Here is a 20,151-nt window from a genome sequence, read left to right as displayed (position 1 = left end):
AGAATTAGCGATAAATGATAAAAGGGTTATTATTAAGTTTGGCCCCAATAAAATAAGGAGTGTATTATGCGTCATTTCTACAATGTACAAGCGTCTCAAAGTGTTCTCTTAGTAGTGGATATTCAAGAAAAACTGCGCCCCGCAATGTTGCATTATCAAACTGTGGTAGACGTTACCATCCAATTAATACAGGCAGCACAATTGCATTCGATTCCTATCGTGTTTACACAACAATATAAACAAGGTCTAGGTGATACCGAACAACAATTAAAAGCACTCGCACCCAATGGTAACTATTTTGATAAAAGTCATTTTAGTGCGTGTTTGGAGCCTAATTTCATTCCTTTAATGAAAAAATATAATCGCCCACAAATTATTGTAGTAGGTATGGAGGCTCATGTATGCGTATTGCAAACGTGTTTGGATTTAATCGCGCATGGTTTTGATATTTTTATACTATTAGACGGTGTGAGCTCGCGAAATGATTTACATCGCGATTTGGCTGTAGAACAATTGCGCCAAGCAGGGGCTGTGATCAGTTGTGCTGAGAGTGTTATTTTTCAGTGGACAGAAGTTGCAGCAACGCCACTTTTTAAAAAGATCCTTAAAATAGTGAAATAATTCGAAAAAACTCTCAGAATGGCTCGCATGCTCGGCATCTGATGGCTTTGTTGAGTTAGTGATATCAAACTTACTCGCAGGTTTTAATAGTGAATTAGTTATTTCAGATGCAAAGGCTGTTACTGTATTAGTTAACGTGTAATCAAAATAACAGAAGAGTTAGCGTTAATGCACACTAGTCACTGTAGATAGGGCCTTTGCGTATAAATATTTGCGTAGATCCATAATTTTTTGTGTTGAACTTTATAAGTCTTATCCTCTAATAGTCTTTGAAGATCGCTGTTACTCATTACAATCGCTATTTGCGGTAATTATAAATCACAACTTAATCGTTATTGATATTTTTAGTAGGCTCGCTCTTGTCGTTAAAGTGAAGAAGTTAGCTATTAGCATGTTGTTAGCGCCCTTGTAGCAGTCACATCAGAATTAGTAGAACATTATAAATTTCCTATCATTAATTGAGACTAAATATCGTCTGCTTTTAAAAATCAACACCTTGCAAAAGAAGCAATAAATAGTAAAAAAATTGTACAAATAAATATTGATAACTATTTTCGTTTAGATTAATATGTATTTACTAAATGTTATTGAGAGTGGTTTGTATTCATGTATATCTGTTTATGTCATGGTGTGACAGATAAAAAAATTGAACAAGCAATTGACGAAGGCGCGACTACGATGCGAGAGCTAAGTAAAGAGCTGAACGTTGGCAGCCAATGTGGAAAATGCTGTGGTTGTACAAAAAAAATTCTCAATCGCAAATTGATTCAAATAGCTGATATCACCGACCAAGTTGCTTAATATTGTTTCGATTAAAGTACATATAAAAAAAGCAGCCAAGGCTGCTTTTTTTAGTGTCAGATAATGTTACATCTGCGACTGTAAGTAGTTTTCAATGCCTGCGCTCTTAATCAGCAGCTGTTGTGTTTCTAACCAGTCAATTTGCTCTTCTTGTTCAGTTAAAATATTATCTAGCGCTTCGCGGCTAATATAATCTTTTTTACTTTCAGCAAGTTTAATCGCTTCTTTTAAATCAACAAGTGAATCAAGTTCAAAACTCATATTGGCTGCAATCATTTCTTCGCTATTTTCACCAATACGTAAACGACCTAAATCCTGTAGATTCGGTAAGCCTTCTAAAAATAAGATACGCTCAATTAAACGGTCTGCATTTTTCATTTTTTGAATTGAAGTTTTGTAGTCTGCTTTATCCAGCACACTAAAACCAAAATCTTTAAACATACGTGCATGTAAAAAATACTGATTTATTGCCACAAGCTCATTGGCTAGTATCTTATTTAATGCAATAAGAACGTCTTTATCACCTTTCATATTTTAGCTCCTATTCGCCCATTTGTGATTGGTGATAGTTTTGGCTACCAATTTTATCAATCAAACCAAGTTGTTGTTCAAGCCAGTAAACGTGATCTTCTTCAGTATCAAACAATAGCTTTTCAAGTATTTCACGTGATTGGTAATCTTTTTCTTCTTCACATGTTGCAATAACATCTTTAACACAGGCAACTACTTCGAGTTCAAGTGTTAGATCATTTTGCATCATAGATTTTACATCATGACCAATAATAAGATCACGACGTTTAGTCATATTTGGTACACCCTCTAGGAACAAAATACGTTTGATTAGCCAATCAGCGTGGTCTTTCTCTTCTTCCATTTCGTGATTCAGGCGTACATAAAGTTTATCTAGGCCCCAATCATCATACATACGAGAGTGGATAAAATACTGATCGATTGCAGCAAGTTCATTTGCTAACAACCTATTGAAGCTGTCGATAACTTTTTGATTACCTTTCATAATGGCGTACCTTTAAATCATAATTGTGACAAGTTTAGTCTATATCGACATAAATGCAAGTATTTTCCTTTTAAATCATATGGTTAATATTGAGTTTGATTCTCGTTTAAATTTGCGTTAATGGTTGGTTTATGAACAGTTTTGTATTTGCATTTCTCTTTTAAGTGAGGCTAACAGTGACACGCTAAAAGATGACCATTAAAAAAGTCGCTATAAACCCAATCCATAATGTGCCATTTGCTCGCCACTTAAAAACAATGAAGGCTTGATAGAGCATGGCGATAAAAAATGTAAGTTCTAGTAATAATTGAACAGGAAAAACTAAAATGACATAAAGTTTAGCGTAGCTCGATGCGCTTGATGAGCTTATTTGATCATTTAGCATTGAAGTTATTGCGTATTCAAAGCCCAAAAAGCAGAGGTGGTTTATTATTAAAATAGACAATACAAACTTCATCGTGCAGTCCTTTTACACTTGTTGATTAATAAGTGTAAAAGCGATTATCGGAAAAATAAAGTTTGCGGGGTATTTAGTCCATCAAAAGTGCTTAGTGTACCTTTTGTGCCAAAAAGTAAAGATCGTTGATAGTAAAAAATACAGGCGTTAATGCCATTAACGACCATAGTGTTCGTATACCCAAGCCACCGATGTTAAATTTATACTTAAAGTTACATACCCCTGCGTTGTTAGCTTGCTCTTTATAGCAATCATAGCTTGTAAGTATTTTGCCTGTATCGCCCAGCTAAAGTAAAAATAATTAATGAGTTTTTGTATATTAAGCCTATTCATGAGACGTATAAGCTTGCGTCTTGTAGTATTTAATGCCTTAATATATTAACAATAAAAGTTGAGTTAAAACCGAAGGTTGGGATAGGGAAAGCAATGAAAAAAAGTGTGTTAGATAGTAAAGTGCAGTCAATCCGAAGTAAGTTGATTGTTACTTTTATTATAATCTCTTTAGCACCTTTATGTTTGCTTTCGTGGTTCAGCTTTATACACGTTACTAATTCTCTGGATAAAAGTGCCCGCATAGAGCTCAGAGAGCTAAGTAGTATTGGTAAACAATTTGCAGATATTTGGTTTGCAGATCATATAAAAGATTTATATTTATTAAACGAACAATTACGTCACAGCCCACTTCATAAACAATTATTAGTTAACGAATTTGTAGGGCGCTATGATTTTGTAAATCAAATTCATATACTCGCAAACCCTATTAATACCCCAATCCCTGTCACAGATGGTTTATTTTCTCATTTGCATCAAGATCAACTCATTCCTATGTTGGCTCAAATTGAACAAGGTAAACCGAGTGTGTTTGTGTCTGTGTTAGGTGAAAAAGCCCATAATCACTTTATTGCTTTGCCAATGGGTGAAGGGGATCAACGTTTAAAATCGATTGTTCTTGTTGACGTTAATTTCCAAGGCCTACTTAAAAACTTAGCGCATATACATGATATAAACGAAAAGCTTACATTTTATATTATTAAAAATGGTGAATTGGTTCAAAACACTGATACTGATGGCGGGCTGAGCTTTACTGAAAATTTGACTGATGAGCAACCATTAGACAAGGTGTTTAGTTATACCAAAACGGATGGTGCAAAATATTACGCCATTTTAAGTGATTTAGACTTTTTAAACGCCACAGGTTGGCAACTCGTGGTAGAAAAACCCGCTGCAGTGATGCTTGAAGGTGCTACTGAATATAAAAAGCTTGCAGTATGGTTAAATGGTTTTGCATTACTGGTTATTTTGATGCTTTCATGGTGGTTTGGTCGACGCCTATCAAACCCATTAATAGTACTGGCGAATGCAACAACGCAAGTGACGCAGGGACTTAGAGAAAATATTCCGATCCTCAATGACTCTAGTGAATTAAACCAATTATCCATTGATTTAGAGCAACTGATAACGGTAAAGGCGCAGCATCAAACACGATTACAAGAGCAAAGTGCTGCATTACAGCTTGCCTTAAAAGAATTAGCGGAACAAAAAAGTGCATTAGATGAGCATGCGATTGTGGCCGTGACAGATATAAAAGGGACTATTTCTTTTGTTAATAAAAAGTTTTGCGAAATAAGTGGCTATGAAGAAGCTGAATTACTGGGCCAAAATCATCGAATATTGAATTCAGGAACTCACTCAAGAAGTTTCTTTGAAAATATGTACAACACGTTGGAAAAGGGTAATGTTTGGCATGCGCAGATCTGTAACCGTAATAAAAGTGGCGCGTTATATTGGTTAGATACAACAATAGCGCCATTTTTAAATGAACAAGGCAAACCGCAAAGTTATATCGCTATTCGTACTGATATCACAAGCTTAAAACTTCAAGAAATGGAGTTAGAGCAGCATAAAACACAACTAGAGTTGGTACTAGATAGTACCGCAGTGGGTGTATGGGATTGGTACATTGATACAAGTAAGGTTTACTTTAACAATCGTTGGGCTGAAATAATTGGTTATGATTTAAAAGAGCTTGAACCAACGACGATTAATACTTGGCTAGATAATGTTCACCCAGATGATGCTATCGTATCAGAGAAAAAACTAACTGAGCACTTTTGTGGTCAATCTGACAACTATGTTGCCGAATCACGTATGAAGCACAAAAATGGTCAATGGGTTTGGATTTTAGATACAGGCCGTGTTGTTGAATGGAATAGCGACGGCACACCAAAACGTATGATTGGCACTCACTTAGATATTACGGCACACAAGGAAACTGAATATCAACTTCAGCAAAGTCGCGATAGATTTGCGTCTTTGGTGGGCAATATTCCAGGCATTGTTTATCGATGTAAACATGATAAGCAATGGACAATGCTATATATGAGCGACCAGACTAAAGCGATTACCGGCTATGAGCCTTTTGATATTGTAGATAACTACCAATTAAGTTTTGCACAAATAGTGCACCCTGACGATGTTCAACACATTGAAACAGTAATAAATGAACAGGTTGCACTCAAACTGCCTTGGTCTGTGGAATATAGGCTGATTGCACTAGATGGTAATGTTCATTGGGTACATGAAAAAGGTCAAGGAGTATATGATTCACAAGGGAATGTACTTTATCTAGACGGTTTTATTTTAGATATAACTGAGCGCTACAATACTCAATTGCAATTATATCGTCAGCAAAGTTTACTCGAAACAATGAGTAAGCAAGGGCAAATTGGTGCATGGGAAGTCGACTTAGAAGCGAATACGATTTATTGGTCTGAAGAAGTCAAAGCTATTCACGAAGTAAGTGATGATTTTGAGCCAGTCATAACCCAGGCACTAGACTTTTATAAGGAAGGCGAACACCGAGACAAAATTAGTGAACTGTTCGAAAATGCGGTTATTCGTGGCAATAGTTGGGATGTTGAACTGATCATCATTACACAAACAGGTAAAGAACGTTGGGTTAAATCGATAGGGCAAGTTGAATTAAAAGATGAACGCTGTGTTCGTGTTTATGGTTCTTTTCAAAATATAGATACCTACAAACGATTAGAGTTAGAAAGTGAAAAAACCAACCAATATAATACTAATTTAGCAAGTATAACGGTTTCTCCTGACGTATTAGCGGGTGATTTTAGCGCGGTTAAAGATTTAGTCGCACAATCTATGTGTGATGTACTTAACGTGCAGCGTGCATCTGTATGGATATTAGAGCGCGGCACCAATAAAATGCATTGCGTGAGTTTATATGTAGATGGCTCTGGTTTTGCGCAAGATACTTTGTGTTTAGATATCACAGCGTACCCTGATTATTTTAAAGCGATATTTGAAAATGGCTTAGTCGCAATAGATAACGTGGACACTCACCACGCATCATTAGATTTTGTAAAAGATTATTCAAGGCCGTTGAATATCAAATCGATGTTGGATGCAGTGATCTCAACAGGTGAAGGGATTTTAGGTGTCTTGTGTGCTGAGAGTGTTGGAGAACAGCATAATTGGAGCCAAAATGAAGAAACTTATTTGCGTTCTTTAGCTACATTGGTTGGCAGTGTTTTGATGTCGCAAAGTCGTAAGAAAACAGCGGAAGAATTAAAAGTTGCACTTGCCAAAGCAAATGATGCTGCACTTGCTAAAAGTCAGTTTTTAGCAACTATGAGTCATGAAATACGTACGCCAATGAATGGTGTACTGGGTATGTTAGAGCTAATAGAACTTGAACCATTAACCAAACCTGTTGAAACTAAAGTGGGGATTGCTAAAAATAGTGCGCATTCACTTTTGTCCGTGATCAATGATATTTTAGATTTTTCAAAAGTCGAAGCAGGTAAAATTGATTTAGAATCAATTAATTTCAATGCCAGAGACTTGATTGGTGAGGTAGCTGAATCGCAGGCGCTAAAGGCGCAAGAAAAACAAATAGAGATTATTCTCGATTTAGTCGCTTTAGTGCCATCTCAGTTCAAAGGTGACCCTGGGCGAATACGCCAAGTGTTGACAAACTTACTTAGCAATGCAGTAAAATTCACTTCTCAAGGGGAAGTTGTTATCACTGCAGCTGTGCAAAACATTGATCAACAGTACCAATTGAGCATCAAGGTCAAAGACTCGGGTATTGGTATACCGCTTGCCAAGCAGCAAAGTTTGTTTAGCCCATTTTCACAAGTGGATGCCTCGACTACGCGTGAATACGGCGGCTCAGGTTTAGGTTTAGCCATATGCAAACAGTTATGTGAGTTGATGGGCGGGGCTGTTACCTTGTACAGTGAAGTTGGCAATGGCTGTGAATTTACGGCGACAGTTATGCTAGAGTTAGGCACCGAACAAGAACGCAGTATTCCAACAATCGATATGCATAAATTACGTGTTCTGGTTGTGGATGATAATGAAACAAACCGGTTGGTAATTAGTCAACAATTGGCCCACTGGGGGGCATCGGTTGCCTTAGCTTGCGATGCTGAACAGGCTTTGGCTATGTGCCAAACGTGTATTGATAATAAAGATCTCTTGTATGATATCGCAGTACTGGATATGCAAATGCCTAAAATGGATGGGATCCAATTGTGCCGATTGTTAAAAGCAAACGAGCATTTTAAAGCCATGCCTTTAGTTATGATGACGAGTATTGCAGGATTAGAAGGCGCGCAGCGCTATAGTGATGCTGGTTTCCAAGCGTATTTTCCAAAGCCAATCACCACGGCCGATTTAATTTCTGCAATGGCAGTGATCACTGATAAAGATAAAGCACTTGATTTACCAATGATAACCTCGGGTTATATTTCTTCATTGCGCAACACTAAACAGGATCCAACACATCATTTATTGTTAGTTGAAGATAATTTGATCAATCAAAAAGTGTCTCAACTTATGTTGAGTAAATTAAATTATCAGGTAACGTTGGCTGAAAATGGCCAAGAAGCGGTTGATATTTTGGCACAAAAGCCCGCACACTTTTTTGATTTGGTGCTTATGGATTGTCAAATGCCGATTATGGATGGCTTTGATGCAACACGTTCAATACGCCAAGGAAATGCAGGTACAAAGCATCAAGAAATCACTATTATTGCATTAACTGCTAATGCAATGGATGAAGATAAAGAGTTGTGCTTAGCGTCGGGTATGGATGATTATCTTACCAAGCCGATTCAGTTACAAACCCTCAAAGAAAAGCTTGAACAATATCATTGAGCTTTTTATTCCAACAGATACTCACATACAAAGGTGACCTCAGTACATGACTAATTCTACATCGATAATATTACGCGATGCGTTACCAAGCGACGCTGCGACTATTTTGCATTTTATTACCGAACTGGCAATTTATGAGAAAGAGCCTGATGCAGTTAAAACAGATGAACAAGCTATTTTAAAAACATTATTCAGTGATGGCGCAACAGCCCATAGCGTTATTTGTTTAGATGGCGATGAACCGATTGGCTTTGCTGTTTACTTTTATAATTATTCCACGTGGCTTGGCAAAAATGGCCTTTATTTAGAAGATTTGTATGTGAGCCCCGATAGCCGCGGTAAAGGAGCGGGTAAACTCATTATGCAACATCTTGCACGCCAAGCCATAGCAAAAGAGTGTGGCCGTTTTGAATGGGTGGTTCTTGATTGGAATAAGCCAGCTATTGATTTTTATAATAGCATGGGCGCTGAGCCTCAAAATGAGTGGATAATTTATCGTTTAACTGGTCAAGCATTAATAGATTTCGCAGAAAATAAATAGCAATATAAATAAAAATCATTTGTATTAAGTTGTTATGATGTGTAGATTATGCACATCATTTAATTTTGCGCAGGTGATTTTTATGGCACATCCCCAGCTTAGTAATAAAGCCGAACTTCCACAGGTAGATCAAGCACTCAGCCCTTGGCAATCTAATATAATGGCGGGTAATTATGCGTTTGAACGTGGTGCCTTGTTGGAAGCGCGCGATAAATACACCACCGCACATACTTTAGCATCTCACTTATTAAGTCAGTTTAGTCAAGCACAAACGTGCCAGTCAGTCATTGCAGCCATAGAGCATTGTTGCCCTGCGCTGGTTGTGGCGGCACATAATTTAGCTGACACTTATCGAGCGATGAGCCAATCAGATCAAGCTTGCCAGTGGTTATGTGATGTTCATATAACACTGAGCCATTTAATTGAGCACCCTTGTAATACCATACGCACCGTGGTTGCTCATCATCATCACAAAACGTATACAGAGCTTGTGCAATTTGCAAAAAGCCACAGCCACTGCCCGCAACTAATTGAAAAAATTAACCACACTTTAAGTTATACCCCGGATCATACTGCCACAGTACATTGATCACGTTACGCAAGCCCAAAGGAGCAATTATGGCGTTTATATTACCCGCGTTACCTTACGAATATGATGCATTAGAGCCGCACTTAGATGCAAAAACTATGGAGATTCACCACACATTACACCATCAAACTTATATTAATAAAGCCAATGCTGCATTAGAAAATACTGAGTATGCTAATACGGATGTGCATGAGCTATTACGTAATATTGATACAATAGCAAGCCCATTAAATAAGGTTGTGCAAGAGCATGGTGGCGGTCACGCAAACCACTCGTTATTTTGGACTGTTATGAGTCCAAATGGTGGGGGAGAGCCCACAGGTACTTTATTTGATGCTATCACTGAGCAGCTTGCAGGCTTTGACAGCTTTAAAGAGGCATTTACCGCTGCGGCAGTCAGTCGTTTTGGCAGTGGTTGGGCATGGTTAAGTGTGACTGCAGATAAAACGTTAATCGTGGAAAGCAGCTTAAACCAAGACAGCCCTTTAATGCATGGTAATACACCTATTCTTGGTTTAGACGTATGGGAACATGCATACTACTTGAAATACCAAAATCGCCGCCCAGAATACATCGCCGCTTTTTATAATGTGATTAATTGGAATGAAGTGGAACGACGTTATCTAGACGCTATTTCATAACATTTTATTGAGTGCCGAAAATGGCTAGTAATGTATGGTTTTTCACGTAATCTAATTGATAGATAAAGTTAGTTATGAGAGCTCCATGGATAATAGCCATTGGCAACGTGCCCGTCAAAGTCGCGATCATCGCTTTGACGGCGTATTTTTTATTGCGGTAAAAAGTACCGGTATTTATTGCAGACCAATTTGTCCCGCCCCCACGGCCAAAGAACACAATGTTCAGTACTATCAATATGCGCATAGTGCTGCACAAGCAGGGTTTAGGCCTTGCATACGATGTCGCCCTGACAGTGCCCCAGGTAGTGGCGCATGGCAAGGAACCAAAACCAGCGCATTACGTGCAAAATACTTAATTGATCAAAACTTAATCCAGCCACAAAACTGTGAACAACTCGCTGCGCGGTTAGGTGTTAGCAGCCGCTATTTACGTCGCTTATTTATGCAGTATTTTGGTATTTCAGTCACCCAGTATCGACTATTTAATCAATGCCATTTTGCTAAAAAATTACTGCAAGAAACACATTTACCCGTATCGCAAATTGCGTTTGCATCGGGCTTTAGCAGTATCCGCCGTTTTAATGATGCCTTTTTACAGCAGCTGCATATTTGCCCCAGTAAAATGCGCGCAACTAATAAACCAAGTAACCCCACATTGACGATCAAATTGCCTTTTAGGCCACCCTATAATTGGGCTGCATTACATCAGTTTTTAGCGCGCAGGCTTATATCACCTATGGAATGGTTAAGTGATAATAGTTATGGACGAAGTTTTAATACGCATGGTTGTAAAGGGCAATTTACGGCTGAGTTTATTGAACAAAAACATCATTTTTTAGTATCAATAGATATTGATGAACCGCGTTATTTACACCCCATTTTAACTCAGATACGCCGTATACTTGATTTAGATGCGGATACTACATTAATTGAAGATCACCTTGAGACACATACTCACGGCGCAATTAAATTAACAACAGGGTTACGATTACCGGGTATTTGGTCAACGTTTGAGGCGGGCATTCGGGCTGTGCTAGGTCAGCAGGTGAGTGTAACGGCTGCACACAACTTAGTGGCGCAATTAGTTCAAGCATTAGGTGAAAAAGAGCAAGACCGTATTTATTTTCCTCACCCGCAAGAGGTTGCAAACAGTGAGTTAGATTTTTTTAAAATGCCGCAGGCTCGTAAAAACGCATTACGTGCGCTAGCCCAATTTTGTGCTGATAATCCTGATTGCGAACAGTTGGATGAATGGTTAGGGTTAAAAGGTATAGGCCCCTGGACGGTCAATTACGCAAAACTTAGGGGGCAAAGCCAGCCTGATATTTTACTCGCGGGTGACTTGGGAGTAAAAAAAGCGCAAGCAGCAGCAAAGCCCTTTAATGATGAACTGTGTGCACCATTTCGTTCATATTTAACATTTCAACTATGGCAGCAATTATTATGAGTATTGTACAAATTAAGATCGCCAGCCCACTCGATGACATTATAATTCAAGCGACTGAGCAAGGAGTGAGTTATGTTGGCTTTTACCCCACAAAAGAATACCCAGAACAGATATTGAAAGATGTAAATAATATTCATATACATCAGTGCATAAGTCAGCTTGATGAATACTTTAATGATACGCGGCGCACTTTCACTATTAACTTAGATACCAAAGGCACTGATTTTCAAAAAAGTGTATGGCAGGCATTGTTAAATGTGCCATTTGGGCAAGTACAAAGTTACAGCGATATAGCTCGCGCTATTGGTAACCCAAAGGCGGTACGAGCTGTGGGTGCTGCAAATGGTAAAAACCCTATTAGCATAATAGTGCCGTGTCATCGAATTATTGGTGCCAGTGGAAAGTTAACTGGCTACGCTGGTGGGCTTGAGCGTAAACAATGGTTACTTAAACACGAAGGTTACCCAAGTCAGGGGTGATGTTATGGGTTATTTGATGTAGCATTAGCGCACTTTTTATTGGTAGGCATTTTTATGGCTCAGCTGTATTTTTATTATTCTGCGATGAATGCAGGTAAATCCACCACATTATTACAATCAGCATTTAATTACCGCGAGCGAGGTATGGAGCCCGTAATATTAACGGCTGCCATAGATAATCGCGCGGGTGTGGGTAAGGTGTCATCACGTATAGGGCTTGAGGCTAAAGCGCATATTTTTGATGCAAATAAAGATGTATTTGACTTAATAAAGTCATTAAACAGCGAAAAAAAGCGCCATTGTATACTTGTCGATGAATGCCAATTCCTATCAAAAGAACAAGTCATGCAACTGACCGATGTAGTGGATTACTTGGGCATTCCTGTGTTGTGTTATGGGCTGCGTAATGATTTTAGAGGCGAGTTATTTAGCGGCTCTCAATATTTACTCGCATGGGCTGATAAACTGATTGAATTGAAAACGGTGTGCCATTGCGGCCGTAAAGCTAATCATGTATTGAGAACAGACGAAGATGGCAATGCAATTGCCGATGGCAACCAGGTAGAAATAGGCGGCAACGACCGATATGTATCAGTGTGCCGCAAGCATTATAAAGCAGCGTTAAATATGGAGCGCTTGAGCGCTTGATATCACCTCAATAAATGTATCAATGTTGGCTCGAGTAATATCCAAATGCGTAACTAAACGTAAGGTTTTACTCGGGCTTATTAAAATTCCCCGCTCTTTTAACACCAGAGCAATGGTATTAATATCGATGTGATCAGCAACATTGATGTATTGTCCGAACTCTCAAATTTAACAGTCAATATTGAGGGATTACATAAATAAATATTCGTGGGGATCCCTCAGGTTTGGGTATACATCATCCCCCAGAGGTGCACTGAACATCACGTTACGCATTGCATCGCAAGGTCTTGTGACTGTATCAGAACGAAAATCGATCATGGTGTCTCCATGGGTGTAAATTCTTGGCAAATTTCTTTGCGAGTTGCTTCGTCAAAATAGCTCCAAGCAATAAATCGACTTACTTTTTGACCTTGAGCCATTTCAATTATTTTAACATCTGCAACTGGGTGCTTAGCGAGTTCATTTTGCAGTGTTACCAAAGTTTCTTTTTTAGACACCAATGATGTAAACCATAGGCACTGCTCTGCAAATAAAGCACTTTCTGTGATCATGGTCGTAATAAATTGTGCTTCACCGCCTTCACACCATAGTTCGTTATTTTGGCCACCAAAATTTAAATTAGTTGTCGGGGTTTTGCCCAAATTACGCCATTTACGATCACTGCCTTGTTTCGCTTCTTGTTCGCTGGCATGAAATGGTGGGTTACATAGTGTTAAATGAAATAAATCTTTGGCATTGATAATGCCCTGAAAAATATGCTCAGGCTGTTTTTGAACTTTCACAGTGATTTTACGATTATTAAACTGCACTATTTGTTTTGCTAATTTTACAGCCGCAGGATCAATATCGCTGCCTGTCATGCTCCAGTTATACTCGTGGCTTGCAAGTAATGGGTAGATAATATTCGCGCCGGTACCAATATCAAGGGCTTTTACTTGCCGACCTTGTGGGATCGCGCCTTGGTTGTCGGCGGCTAATAAATCAGCTAAGTAATGGATATAATCAGCGCGTCCAGGGACTGGTGGGCATAAGTTATGCTCAGGGAAGTCCCAAAAGTCGACCTTGTAATATGCTTTTAGTAGCGCTTGGTTAAGGGTTTTGACTGCTTTATTATCACTAAAATCAATACTCTTTTCGCCATACTGAGTGAGTGAAACAAAGACATTTAATGCAGGTTCAACCGTTATAAGGTGATCAAAGTCGTAACCTTGGTTATGGCGGTTTCGTGGGTGTAGTTTGGCTTTTTTAGGCACTGATTTCATGATTGATAGCTAGCAGAGTAAACAGGGTGATTAGTTTAACAGATATTTATTTTAAGGTGTAAATATCCCTAAGCCGCCCCAGTATACAAAATTCATCATTTCATCGGGGACTTAATATCAAGGCCTTACTTTACAATCAATGCCTTGTCTAAATTGCTTTTAATTCCAATGACGTTCGCATCTTGAGGTCATTTGGTATACATGCTTATATTAGCGTGTATTTACTGGTAGGATGAGTTGGGCTTTAAAAATAATAATAGGTAATTTGATGACAATTAAACAAGAGTCGGTTTTTATTAAATTAGCCGACCAACAAACGTTGCATTTACGACGTATATATAACCCAAATAGCCAAGGCCCTGCAGTGTTATTTGTGCATGGTGCAGTTGAAAATGGCAAGATTTTTTATACACATAGTAATAAAGGATTGGCTCCATTTTTAGCTGAACAAGGTTATGTTTGTTATGTGGCTGACTTACGTGGTCGAGGCGAAAGTAAACCGGGTATTTCAAAGCATGCGCATTATGGTCAAACAGAGGCGATTACCGAGGATATACCCGCTTTCATAGATAAAATAGCTGAACTAGAAGGCAAGCCACCTGCATATTGGGTTGCTCATTCGTGGGGAGGCGTATTGATGAACAGCGTATTTGCTCGATTTCCGCACTATATTGCGGATGTTAAAGCGTGTGCGTATTTTGGTACTAAACGCTCATTGTATAATCATCACCCTAAAAAGTACTTTCAAGGGAATGTTATTTGGTATTTTTTAGCGCCAATTTTAGCTAACAAGCATGGCTACTTACCGGCTAAAAAACTTAAATGGGGCAGTGATGATGAGACTAAAAAATCGCATTATCAAAGTATGCAATGGGCAAAGAAAAAACCGTGGATTGACTCTGATGATGGCTTTGATTACGGCGCGGCTGTGAGTGAGATGCACTTGCCACCGACACTGCATATTGCAGGTGTTAAAGATAAGGCGCTTGCTCAACCTATTGACATTCAAAAGTTCATTGATGAGTCAGGTAAAGGCGTGCAAGACTTACGTATTTATGGGCGTAAGCACGGCCATCAATTTGATTATGATCACATTAATATGCTGACTCATCCTAACGCAAAAGCGGATCAATTTACCGATTTAGTTAATTGGTTTGCTGCGTATTAAGCAATTGACGCAACGGGGCTTCAAAACGTTTCCAACGTTCAACGGCCTTGTTATTTAAGGGCTGGCGTATTGCGTGTTTACTTAGTGTGGAAACTGGTTTTTTAGATTTATAAAAATCCAGACATTGGGGCTCAAAATTACAGCCTAAAAATCCAAACAATTGACTGAGCTGTTCTTTCGGGTTGCTAACTAATTGCTCGTACTCAAGTGTAAAAATCGACTTGGGTAGAGCATTGTGCCAATGTGCCATAAGTGTTTGGTAAAGATCATAGTAAGTTTTAAACTCAGGTACTGAGCAAAAATAAGGCTCATTTTCTGCAAAGTAGTTACTAAATACAGACCAAGCTGTGGCGTTAAAATCACGTTTTAAATCAATAAATTTGGCATTGGGGAATAAGCGCTTAATGAGTCCTAATGATTGATAATTAGCTGGTAGCTTATTGATCATAAAAGCGCGGATTGGCTTCGCTTGTTTGAGCCTATTTGTATAAATAGCACGGCCTTGTTCAATTAATGTGGGCGTTAAGGCTGTTAAACATTCTGGGTAGGGAAGCTTCGTTTGTTGCTCAATAAATGCCACGACATGATTACTGATACTGGTATCTTCGCCAATACTGGCAAACTCACTATGACTTGCTAAAATTTGCTCAAGTAAGGTTGAGCCGGATCTCGGCATACCAATTATAAACACCGGTGTAATAGTGCCTTTAAATCCTTGTTCTATATTCGTAAACAAGGGAACTGGATTATGCGCAATAATTTGCTGATAAAATGCGGTTAATTCATCTGTATTAAAATCACTTAGCTGGCGTTGTAGCTTATTTGCAAGGGTATAGTAATTGGTTGCCTGTTCAATATCATCTAGTTGATCGTAGCTTTTTGCTAATGCGTAATAGCAGATCATTTTTAAGTGTAGGTTATTTGTTTGCGTTAAAAGATGATGCAAATTACTGGTATAATTATGTTGCTTATCAAATCGTCCTAATTGCACTAATTCAAGTAAAATATACGCTGTAACTGGGTAGAGCCCAAGGCTGAGGGCTTGCGCAAAAGTGGTGTGTGCTTTATCAAGCTCCCCATGGGTTAAGTAATGCTGGGCAAGATAATAGTGTGGCTCAGGGTTATGACTTGCCAATGCTTTTGCGTATTCAAGTACTTTAAGTGCATCATTGGGGGAGTTTACGCCGTTAAATGCGTCCGCTAAGGCATGCAATGGCTCAAGCATGTTTGGCAATCGTTCACAGGATCTTTGTAGTAAATATACTGCGGCATCAAAACGTTCTAACCTAAGTGCAATACGGCCAAGGCCAAACAAAGCTTCACCGTTTTGGGGATCCGTATCGAGTAAGGTTTTAAAGTGAAATTCAGCTTCTTTTAAACGGTTGTCGGCAAGTAATTGGTTGGCTTTTTTTAGCAGCATACATTATAGCTATTTGTTTTTTAGTTACTATAAAACGAAAAAGGCGAAATGTCTTGAGCATTTCGCCTGCGTCTTTTAACTTTGTTTAAAAAGTATAAGTTGCTTTAACGTAGTAAAAACCACCATTAATACCAAATGGCGATGTTTCGTAGTACTTACCACCCCAGTTATTGTTAGGAGCGGCAGTAAAATCCAGCTCTTCAGCATCTTGATCTAATAAGTTTTGTGCACCGACTGACAAACTAATTGAATCATTTACAAAGTAGGTTACTTCGGCGTCAAGTGTTACAGCAGCATCCGCTGTTTTTGCCGTTGCATCGTAATCAACATGAACACCTTGGTATTCACCAAAGTAATTTAGGCGGGTAAACGCTGAGAAACTTTCCCACTGTTGTGCCCAGCTTAGCGTTGCACGATGATTTGGCAAGTCGTTTTCTAGTCGGCTTACTTTAAATGCGCCTGTAATATCACTAGAGCGTGTTACTTCCGTCTCATTCCAGTTGTAGGCTAAGCTAAAGGTTGAACTACCATTAAGTAAATCTGCAGAGTAGTTTGCTACTAAATCAATACCTTGTGTTGTAGTGTCAAAGTCATTAGTGAAGAAGCTTACTTGGGCAAGGCTTTGCACATTAGGAACACCTGCTGCATCTAATACATCTTTATCTGCTTGACTAAGTTCTATTTTTTCAGACTGGCTAATACGATCATCCACTTTGATGTTGTAATAATCTACTGTAAAGAACAAATCACCCATAGTGTAAACAGCACCAAATGTATAACTATTTGACTCTTCTGGTTGTAACTCGGTTCCGCCTTTAAGTATTGCAATAGGGTTTGTTGGTGGTAATAAAGCTGAATCAACCAATACGCCGCTGCTTAAATTTGTTTGTACATTACTGACATTTGCTTGGCCAACAGTCGGAGCGCGAAAACCTGAGCTAATTGACCCTCGTATATTAAGGTCTTCAGTTACATGGTATTGAGCAGTTAGCTTATAGTTAGTTGTTGAGCCAAAAGAGTCATAATCTTCATAACGAAGTGCTAAGCCCATTAAAAAATCTTCAGTAAAGGGGGCTTCTAAGTCAACATAAGCGGCGTAGTTACGACGAGTGTATTCGCCAGCATCCGAAGGTTTAAAGCCCGGAAAGCCGTTTGAGCCAATACCAAAGCCTTGATCAGTATAAGGGCCTGCTGTAAATGATGCTACATCGCCAGAGGTAACAGTAAAGGTTTCTTCATGCCACTCTAAACCGCCAGCTACATTCAGGTCATACGCTAAACCAAAATCAAAACCTTTAGAAAGGTCAAAGTTAAAGTTTTTCTCAAGTTGCGTGTATTTACCCGGGCTAAAATCTCTTGGGCTATCTAAGCCTAAGGATGCGTTTAATGTATCGTAAATGAAGTAGCGAGATTCATTAAAGCCAACGGTACCACTTAAGTCATAAAATGCACCTTCAAGATAACCACCGGTAAATTCGCCTTTAGTACCGATAGTTAACGATGTATCAGTAATGTTACCGCCAAAGTTAGGCGTAAACCCACCAGGAATAGTTTCATTAAATGCAAAACAGTTTGCTGCAGTAAGAGAGTCGATTGCTGCTTGATCGGGTGCACCATTTGCTTGAAGTTCAACAAGTGGACAGGCTAACTGTTGATCATAACCATCAAGTGAGCCAACTAAAACCGTTGGCGTTGCAGCATCCCACGCTTTTTGGCCTTCAGGATTATCATCGCCAGGGCGGCGCATATTAGTACCATTGACATCGCGAATAGTACCGCCATAAACGCCAGGTCGGGTAGTAGGGTTACGATAATAAAAGCCACCTCGAACATCACGTTCTGAGTAGTTACCAAACATATAGAATTCAGAGTCATTTGTAAGCTCTAAGCCTACATTACCAAATATTGAAATATCATCGTTAACTTCAGGAGCTCCCCAAACTTGAGTTAAAGGCGCAATACCTTGAACCCCAGCGGCCGCAAGTGCTGCAGCGTCTGGACGCTGCACTGAGCGGCTAGTCGCATCCGATGTTTTATATTGAAAGCTTAAGTTTGCAAAACCGTTATCAGTAAATGGTAAGCCAATGTTACCAGAGACTTGTGTTGTATCGCCGTCACCTTCGTAATACTGGCCTTTGCGAACTTCTAGGCTACCACCTTCAGAGGCGTCTTTGAGTACAAAGTTCATTACACCTGCAATCGCGTCAGAACCATATTGAGCCGCAGCACCGTCACGCAGTACTTCAACTTGTTTTAGTGCAATGCTAGGGATAACTGAAATATCAGCACCTTGTGCGCCATCATTAATACCGCCGCCTAAAAAAGCAATAACCGATGCACGGTGACGACGTTTGCCGTTAAGTAAAATTAATGTGCTATCAGAAGGCAGGCCACGTAAATTAGCAGGACGAACAAGTGATGCAGCATCACTGATAGGCATTGAATGAACGTTTAAAGAAGGGATGGCACCTTTTAGCAGCTCGAGCATATCGGTATTACCTGATTTGCCAAGTTCTTCGCCACCGATAATGTCGATAGGTACTGGTGAATCACCAATTGAGCGCGGTGCAGAACGAGTTCCTACCACGGCGATTTTTTCTACATTTTTGTTAACTTTGGTTTTCTCACTCTGATCAGCTTCGGCAGCCATCACAGAACCAGACATAAATAAGCCTGCTGTTGTTGTCGCTAGTGCGAACTTTACTGCGTGCTGCAGCGCATTACTTTTAAATTTCATTCTGACTTTCCCCGGTTAGAATTAGATTGTTTAGTTATATTTATTTCGCAAAAATCCATAATGATGAAATTTCGACGCTAATAAGTTATACATACGGTTAATGAATTTTGCAAATCGTTAATATAATGTAATTTTTTTTGGTTTCGTATAGAGGAAAATTGAAAGTAAACTTACCTAACTGAAAATAAATGCTTTTTTTTGAAAAGGAAAGATGAAGTGGTTGAAAATCAAGCTGTTTATGAGGTCAAATGTTAAAAAATAAATTATATATGTTGTTTTTATGGCATCATATTGAATTGATTTAGTAGGAGATTTTAGTCTTGCTAGCTAAAATTCTGTTGCCACTGTTTTAATTTATCCCTGTATTCATCCCATACACATGGACAGCAACTCCCCCCACCACAACATTCATCAGGTGCTGGCTTTTGTGGCTTTGGTTGTTCACTTTGTGGCTTGGGCGCTGCTTTAGTTTGTTGCATTATATTCACTAGTTGATATTGGAGATTTAAAAAGAAACTATTATAGCGTATGAGCCCATTTTTAATAGCAAACACTTCTTTTTTCAAATATATATACGACTTATTAAATTGTGCTTTGTTAAGTGCTTAGGCTATGTGAGAATAGAGTTTATGCGAATATATAAAGTTATTCACCGAGCTCCTGTGCGGGTGGCAAAAATTAGTAAAAAGCGCCAACAGTTGCGTTTTAGGCGCGCTATGGTGGCTTTAAAACTTGCTTTGGCACAAGAGAAGCAAGAAACTAAAGAGATGCTTACAATTTACCGGCGTTATACCCAAGGAGATGTAAGTAAAGAGGATTTACAAAAAGCAAATGCACAATTTGTTGATATTCTTAAAGGGTTAGGGCTTGGTGTGTTTGCTGTTTTACCCTTTGCGCCTATTACTATTCCTTTGGTTGTTAAATTAGGACAATGGGTGGGTGTTGATGTTTTACCGAGTTCTTTTAATATTAATAAACCGATTAAAGAGATAGATAAACAGATTGCCTTAGAAGATGCTGAGGCTAAAAAGCATGAGACAAATGTAAAAAAATAATGCCAGCGAGTTAAATGGATAGTTATCAAGCTATACCTTTTAGGATTAGATATTGGTATGCTTGTTCATTATATTATTTTAAATGA

18 protein-coding genes and 1 pseudogene are annotated in these 20,151 nt (G+C 38.9%); 11 read left to right on the top strand and 8 right to left on the bottom strand.

Translation table 11 applies throughout. The features are described 5' to 3' along the window. Positions 1-66: 66 nt before the first annotated feature. Complete coding sequence (locus tag ACJJVX_RS01475; protein ID WP_405629705.1) at positions 67-621, top strand: isochorismatase family protein; 555 nt, start codon at positions 67-69, stop codon at positions 619-621. Between the two features lie 606 nt (positions 622-1,227). Next, positions 1,228-1,422: a (2Fe-2S)-binding protein gene (locus tag ACJJVX_RS01470; protein WP_054205004.1), complete on the top strand. Its 195-nt coding sequence runs from the start codon at positions 1,228-1,230 to the stop codon at positions 1,420-1,422. Positions 1,423-1,488: 66 nt separating this feature from the next. Here the strand turns inward: ACJJVX_RS01470 and bfr (ACJJVX_RS01465) are convergent, their stop codons facing one another. From bfr (ACJJVX_RS01465) to ACJJVX_RS01455, 3 genes are all read right to left on the bottom strand, one after another. Next, a complete protein-coding gene (bfr, locus tag ACJJVX_RS01465) occupies positions 1,489-1,953 on the bottom strand; it encodes a bacterioferritin (protein WP_054205003.1) in 465 nt (154 codons plus the stop codon). Between the two features lie 10 nt (positions 1,954-1,963). After that, positions 1,964-2,437 (bottom strand): bacterioferritin, encoded by a 474-nt coding sequence (gene bfr / locus ACJJVX_RS01460; RefSeq protein ID WP_054205002.1) that lies wholly within the window; start codon positions 2,435-2,437, stop codon positions 1,964-1,966. A gap of 184 nt (positions 2,438-2,621) precedes the next feature. Then, positions 2,622-2,894, bottom strand: a complete 273-nt coding sequence (locus ACJJVX_RS01455; protein WP_054205001.1) for a hypothetical protein — start codon at positions 2,892-2,894, stop codon at positions 2,622-2,624. 426 nt (positions 2,895-3,320) lie between these two features. Here ACJJVX_RS01455 and ACJJVX_RS01450 point away from each other — a divergent pair, with 426 nt between their 5' ends. From ACJJVX_RS01450 to ACJJVX_RS01420, 7 genes are all read left to right on the top strand, one after another. After that, positions 3,321-8,078 (top strand): PAS domain-containing protein, encoded by a 4,758-nt coding sequence (locus tag ACJJVX_RS01450; RefSeq protein WP_405629700.1) that lies wholly within the window; start codon positions 3,321-3,323, stop codon positions 8,076-8,078. A 46-nt stretch (positions 8,079-8,124) separates the two neighbouring features. Continuing rightward, entirely contained in the window at positions 8,125-8,619 is a 495-nt protein-coding gene (locus tag ACJJVX_RS01445; RefSeq protein ID WP_054204999.1) for a GNAT family N-acetyltransferase, read from the top strand. Positions 8,620-8,701: 82 nt separating this feature from the next. After that, positions 8,702-9,208, top strand: a complete 507-nt coding sequence (locus tag ACJJVX_RS01440; RefSeq protein ID WP_054454013.1) for a hypothetical protein — start codon at positions 8,702-8,704, stop codon at positions 9,206-9,208. A gap of 29 nt (positions 9,209-9,237) precedes the next feature. Beyond that, positions 9,238-9,849, top strand: coding sequence for a superoxide dismutase (locus ACJJVX_RS01435; protein WP_054454015.1), 612 nt, complete (start codon positions 9,238-9,240; stop codon positions 9,847-9,849). 85 nt (positions 9,850-9,934) lie between these two features. Next, on the top strand, positions 9,935-11,296 hold the full coding sequence (locus ACJJVX_RS01430; RefSeq protein WP_405629696.1) for a DNA-3-methyladenine glycosylase 2 family protein: 1,362 nt from the start codon (positions 9,935-9,937) through the stop codon (positions 11,294-11,296). Next, positions 11,293-11,775 (top strand): methylated-DNA--[protein]-cysteine S-methyltransferase, encoded by a 483-nt coding sequence (locus tag ACJJVX_RS01425; RefSeq protein ID WP_170174495.1) that lies wholly within the window; start codon positions 11,293-11,295, stop codon positions 11,773-11,775. Before ACJJVX_RS01430 ends, ACJJVX_RS01425 begins: the two co-directional genes overlap by 4 nt. A gap of 54 nt (positions 11,776-11,829) precedes the next feature. Beyond that, a complete protein-coding gene (locus tag ACJJVX_RS01420; protein ID WP_054454019.1) occupies positions 11,830-12,423 on the top strand; it encodes a thymidine kinase in 594 nt (197 codons plus the stop codon). 228 nt (positions 12,424-12,651) lie between these two features. On the opposite strand, the pseudogene ACJJVX_RS01415 reads toward ACJJVX_RS01420, so the two are convergent. Further along, positions 12,652-12,741: pseudogene (locus ACJJVX_RS01415) on the bottom strand (beta-eliminating lyase-related protein); the annotation flags it as partial. Next, positions 12,738-13,685 carry a 23S rRNA (adenine(1618)-N(6))-methyltransferase RlmF gene (gene rlmF, locus ACJJVX_RS01410; RefSeq protein WP_054454021.1) on the bottom strand — a complete coding sequence of 316 codons (948 nt, stop codon included), beginning with the start codon at positions 13,683-13,685 and terminating at the stop codon, positions 12,738-12,740. The pseudogene ACJJVX_RS01415 and the gene rlmF, both read right to left, overlap by 4 nt. Before the next feature lie 268 nt (positions 13,686-13,953). On the opposite strand from rlmF, the gene ACJJVX_RS01405 reads away from it, so the two are divergent. Further along, positions 13,954-14,853 (top strand): alpha/beta fold hydrolase, encoded by a 900-nt coding sequence (locus ACJJVX_RS01405; RefSeq protein ID WP_054454023.1) that lies wholly within the window; start codon positions 13,954-13,956, stop codon positions 14,851-14,853. Here ACJJVX_RS01405 and ACJJVX_RS01400 read toward each other — a convergent pair. The 3 genes from ACJJVX_RS01400 to ACJJVX_RS01390 form a co-directional block, all read right to left on the bottom strand. Beyond that, entirely contained in the window at positions 14,831-16,273 is a 1,443-nt protein-coding gene (locus ACJJVX_RS01400; protein WP_405629694.1) for a tetratricopeptide repeat-containing sulfotransferase family protein, read from the bottom strand. The genes ACJJVX_RS01405 and ACJJVX_RS01400 overlap by 23 nt on opposite strands. 85 nt (positions 16,274-16,358) lie before the next feature. Then, positions 16,359-19,010, bottom strand: a complete 2,652-nt coding sequence (locus ACJJVX_RS01395; RefSeq protein WP_054204991.1) for a TonB-dependent siderophore receptor — start codon at positions 19,008-19,010, stop codon at positions 16,359-16,361. A gap of 323 nt (positions 19,011-19,333) precedes the next feature. Further along, a complete protein-coding gene (locus ACJJVX_RS01390; RefSeq protein ID WP_082355650.1) occupies positions 19,334-19,489 on the bottom strand; it encodes an oxidoreductase-like domain-containing protein in 156 nt (51 codons plus the stop codon). Positions 19,490-19,639: 150 nt separating this feature from the next. Here ACJJVX_RS01390 and ACJJVX_RS01385 point away from each other — a divergent pair, with 150 nt between their 5' ends. Beyond that, complete coding sequence (locus tag ACJJVX_RS01385) at positions 19,640-20,065, top strand: hypothetical protein (protein ID WP_054204989.1); 426 nt, start codon at positions 19,640-19,642, stop codon at positions 20,063-20,065. The last annotated feature ends 86 nt before the right edge of the window (positions 20,066-20,151 follow it).

This window comes from Pseudoalteromonas sp. Ld20 (genome assembly GCF_045064175.1).
GTDB classification, from domain to species: Bacteria; Pseudomonadota; Gammaproteobacteria; order Enterobacterales; family Alteromonadaceae; genus Pseudoalteromonas; species Pseudoalteromonas neustonica.
Note: the sequence above shows the minus strand (reverse complement) of the source record. Positions and strands in the feature narration are given on the sequence as shown.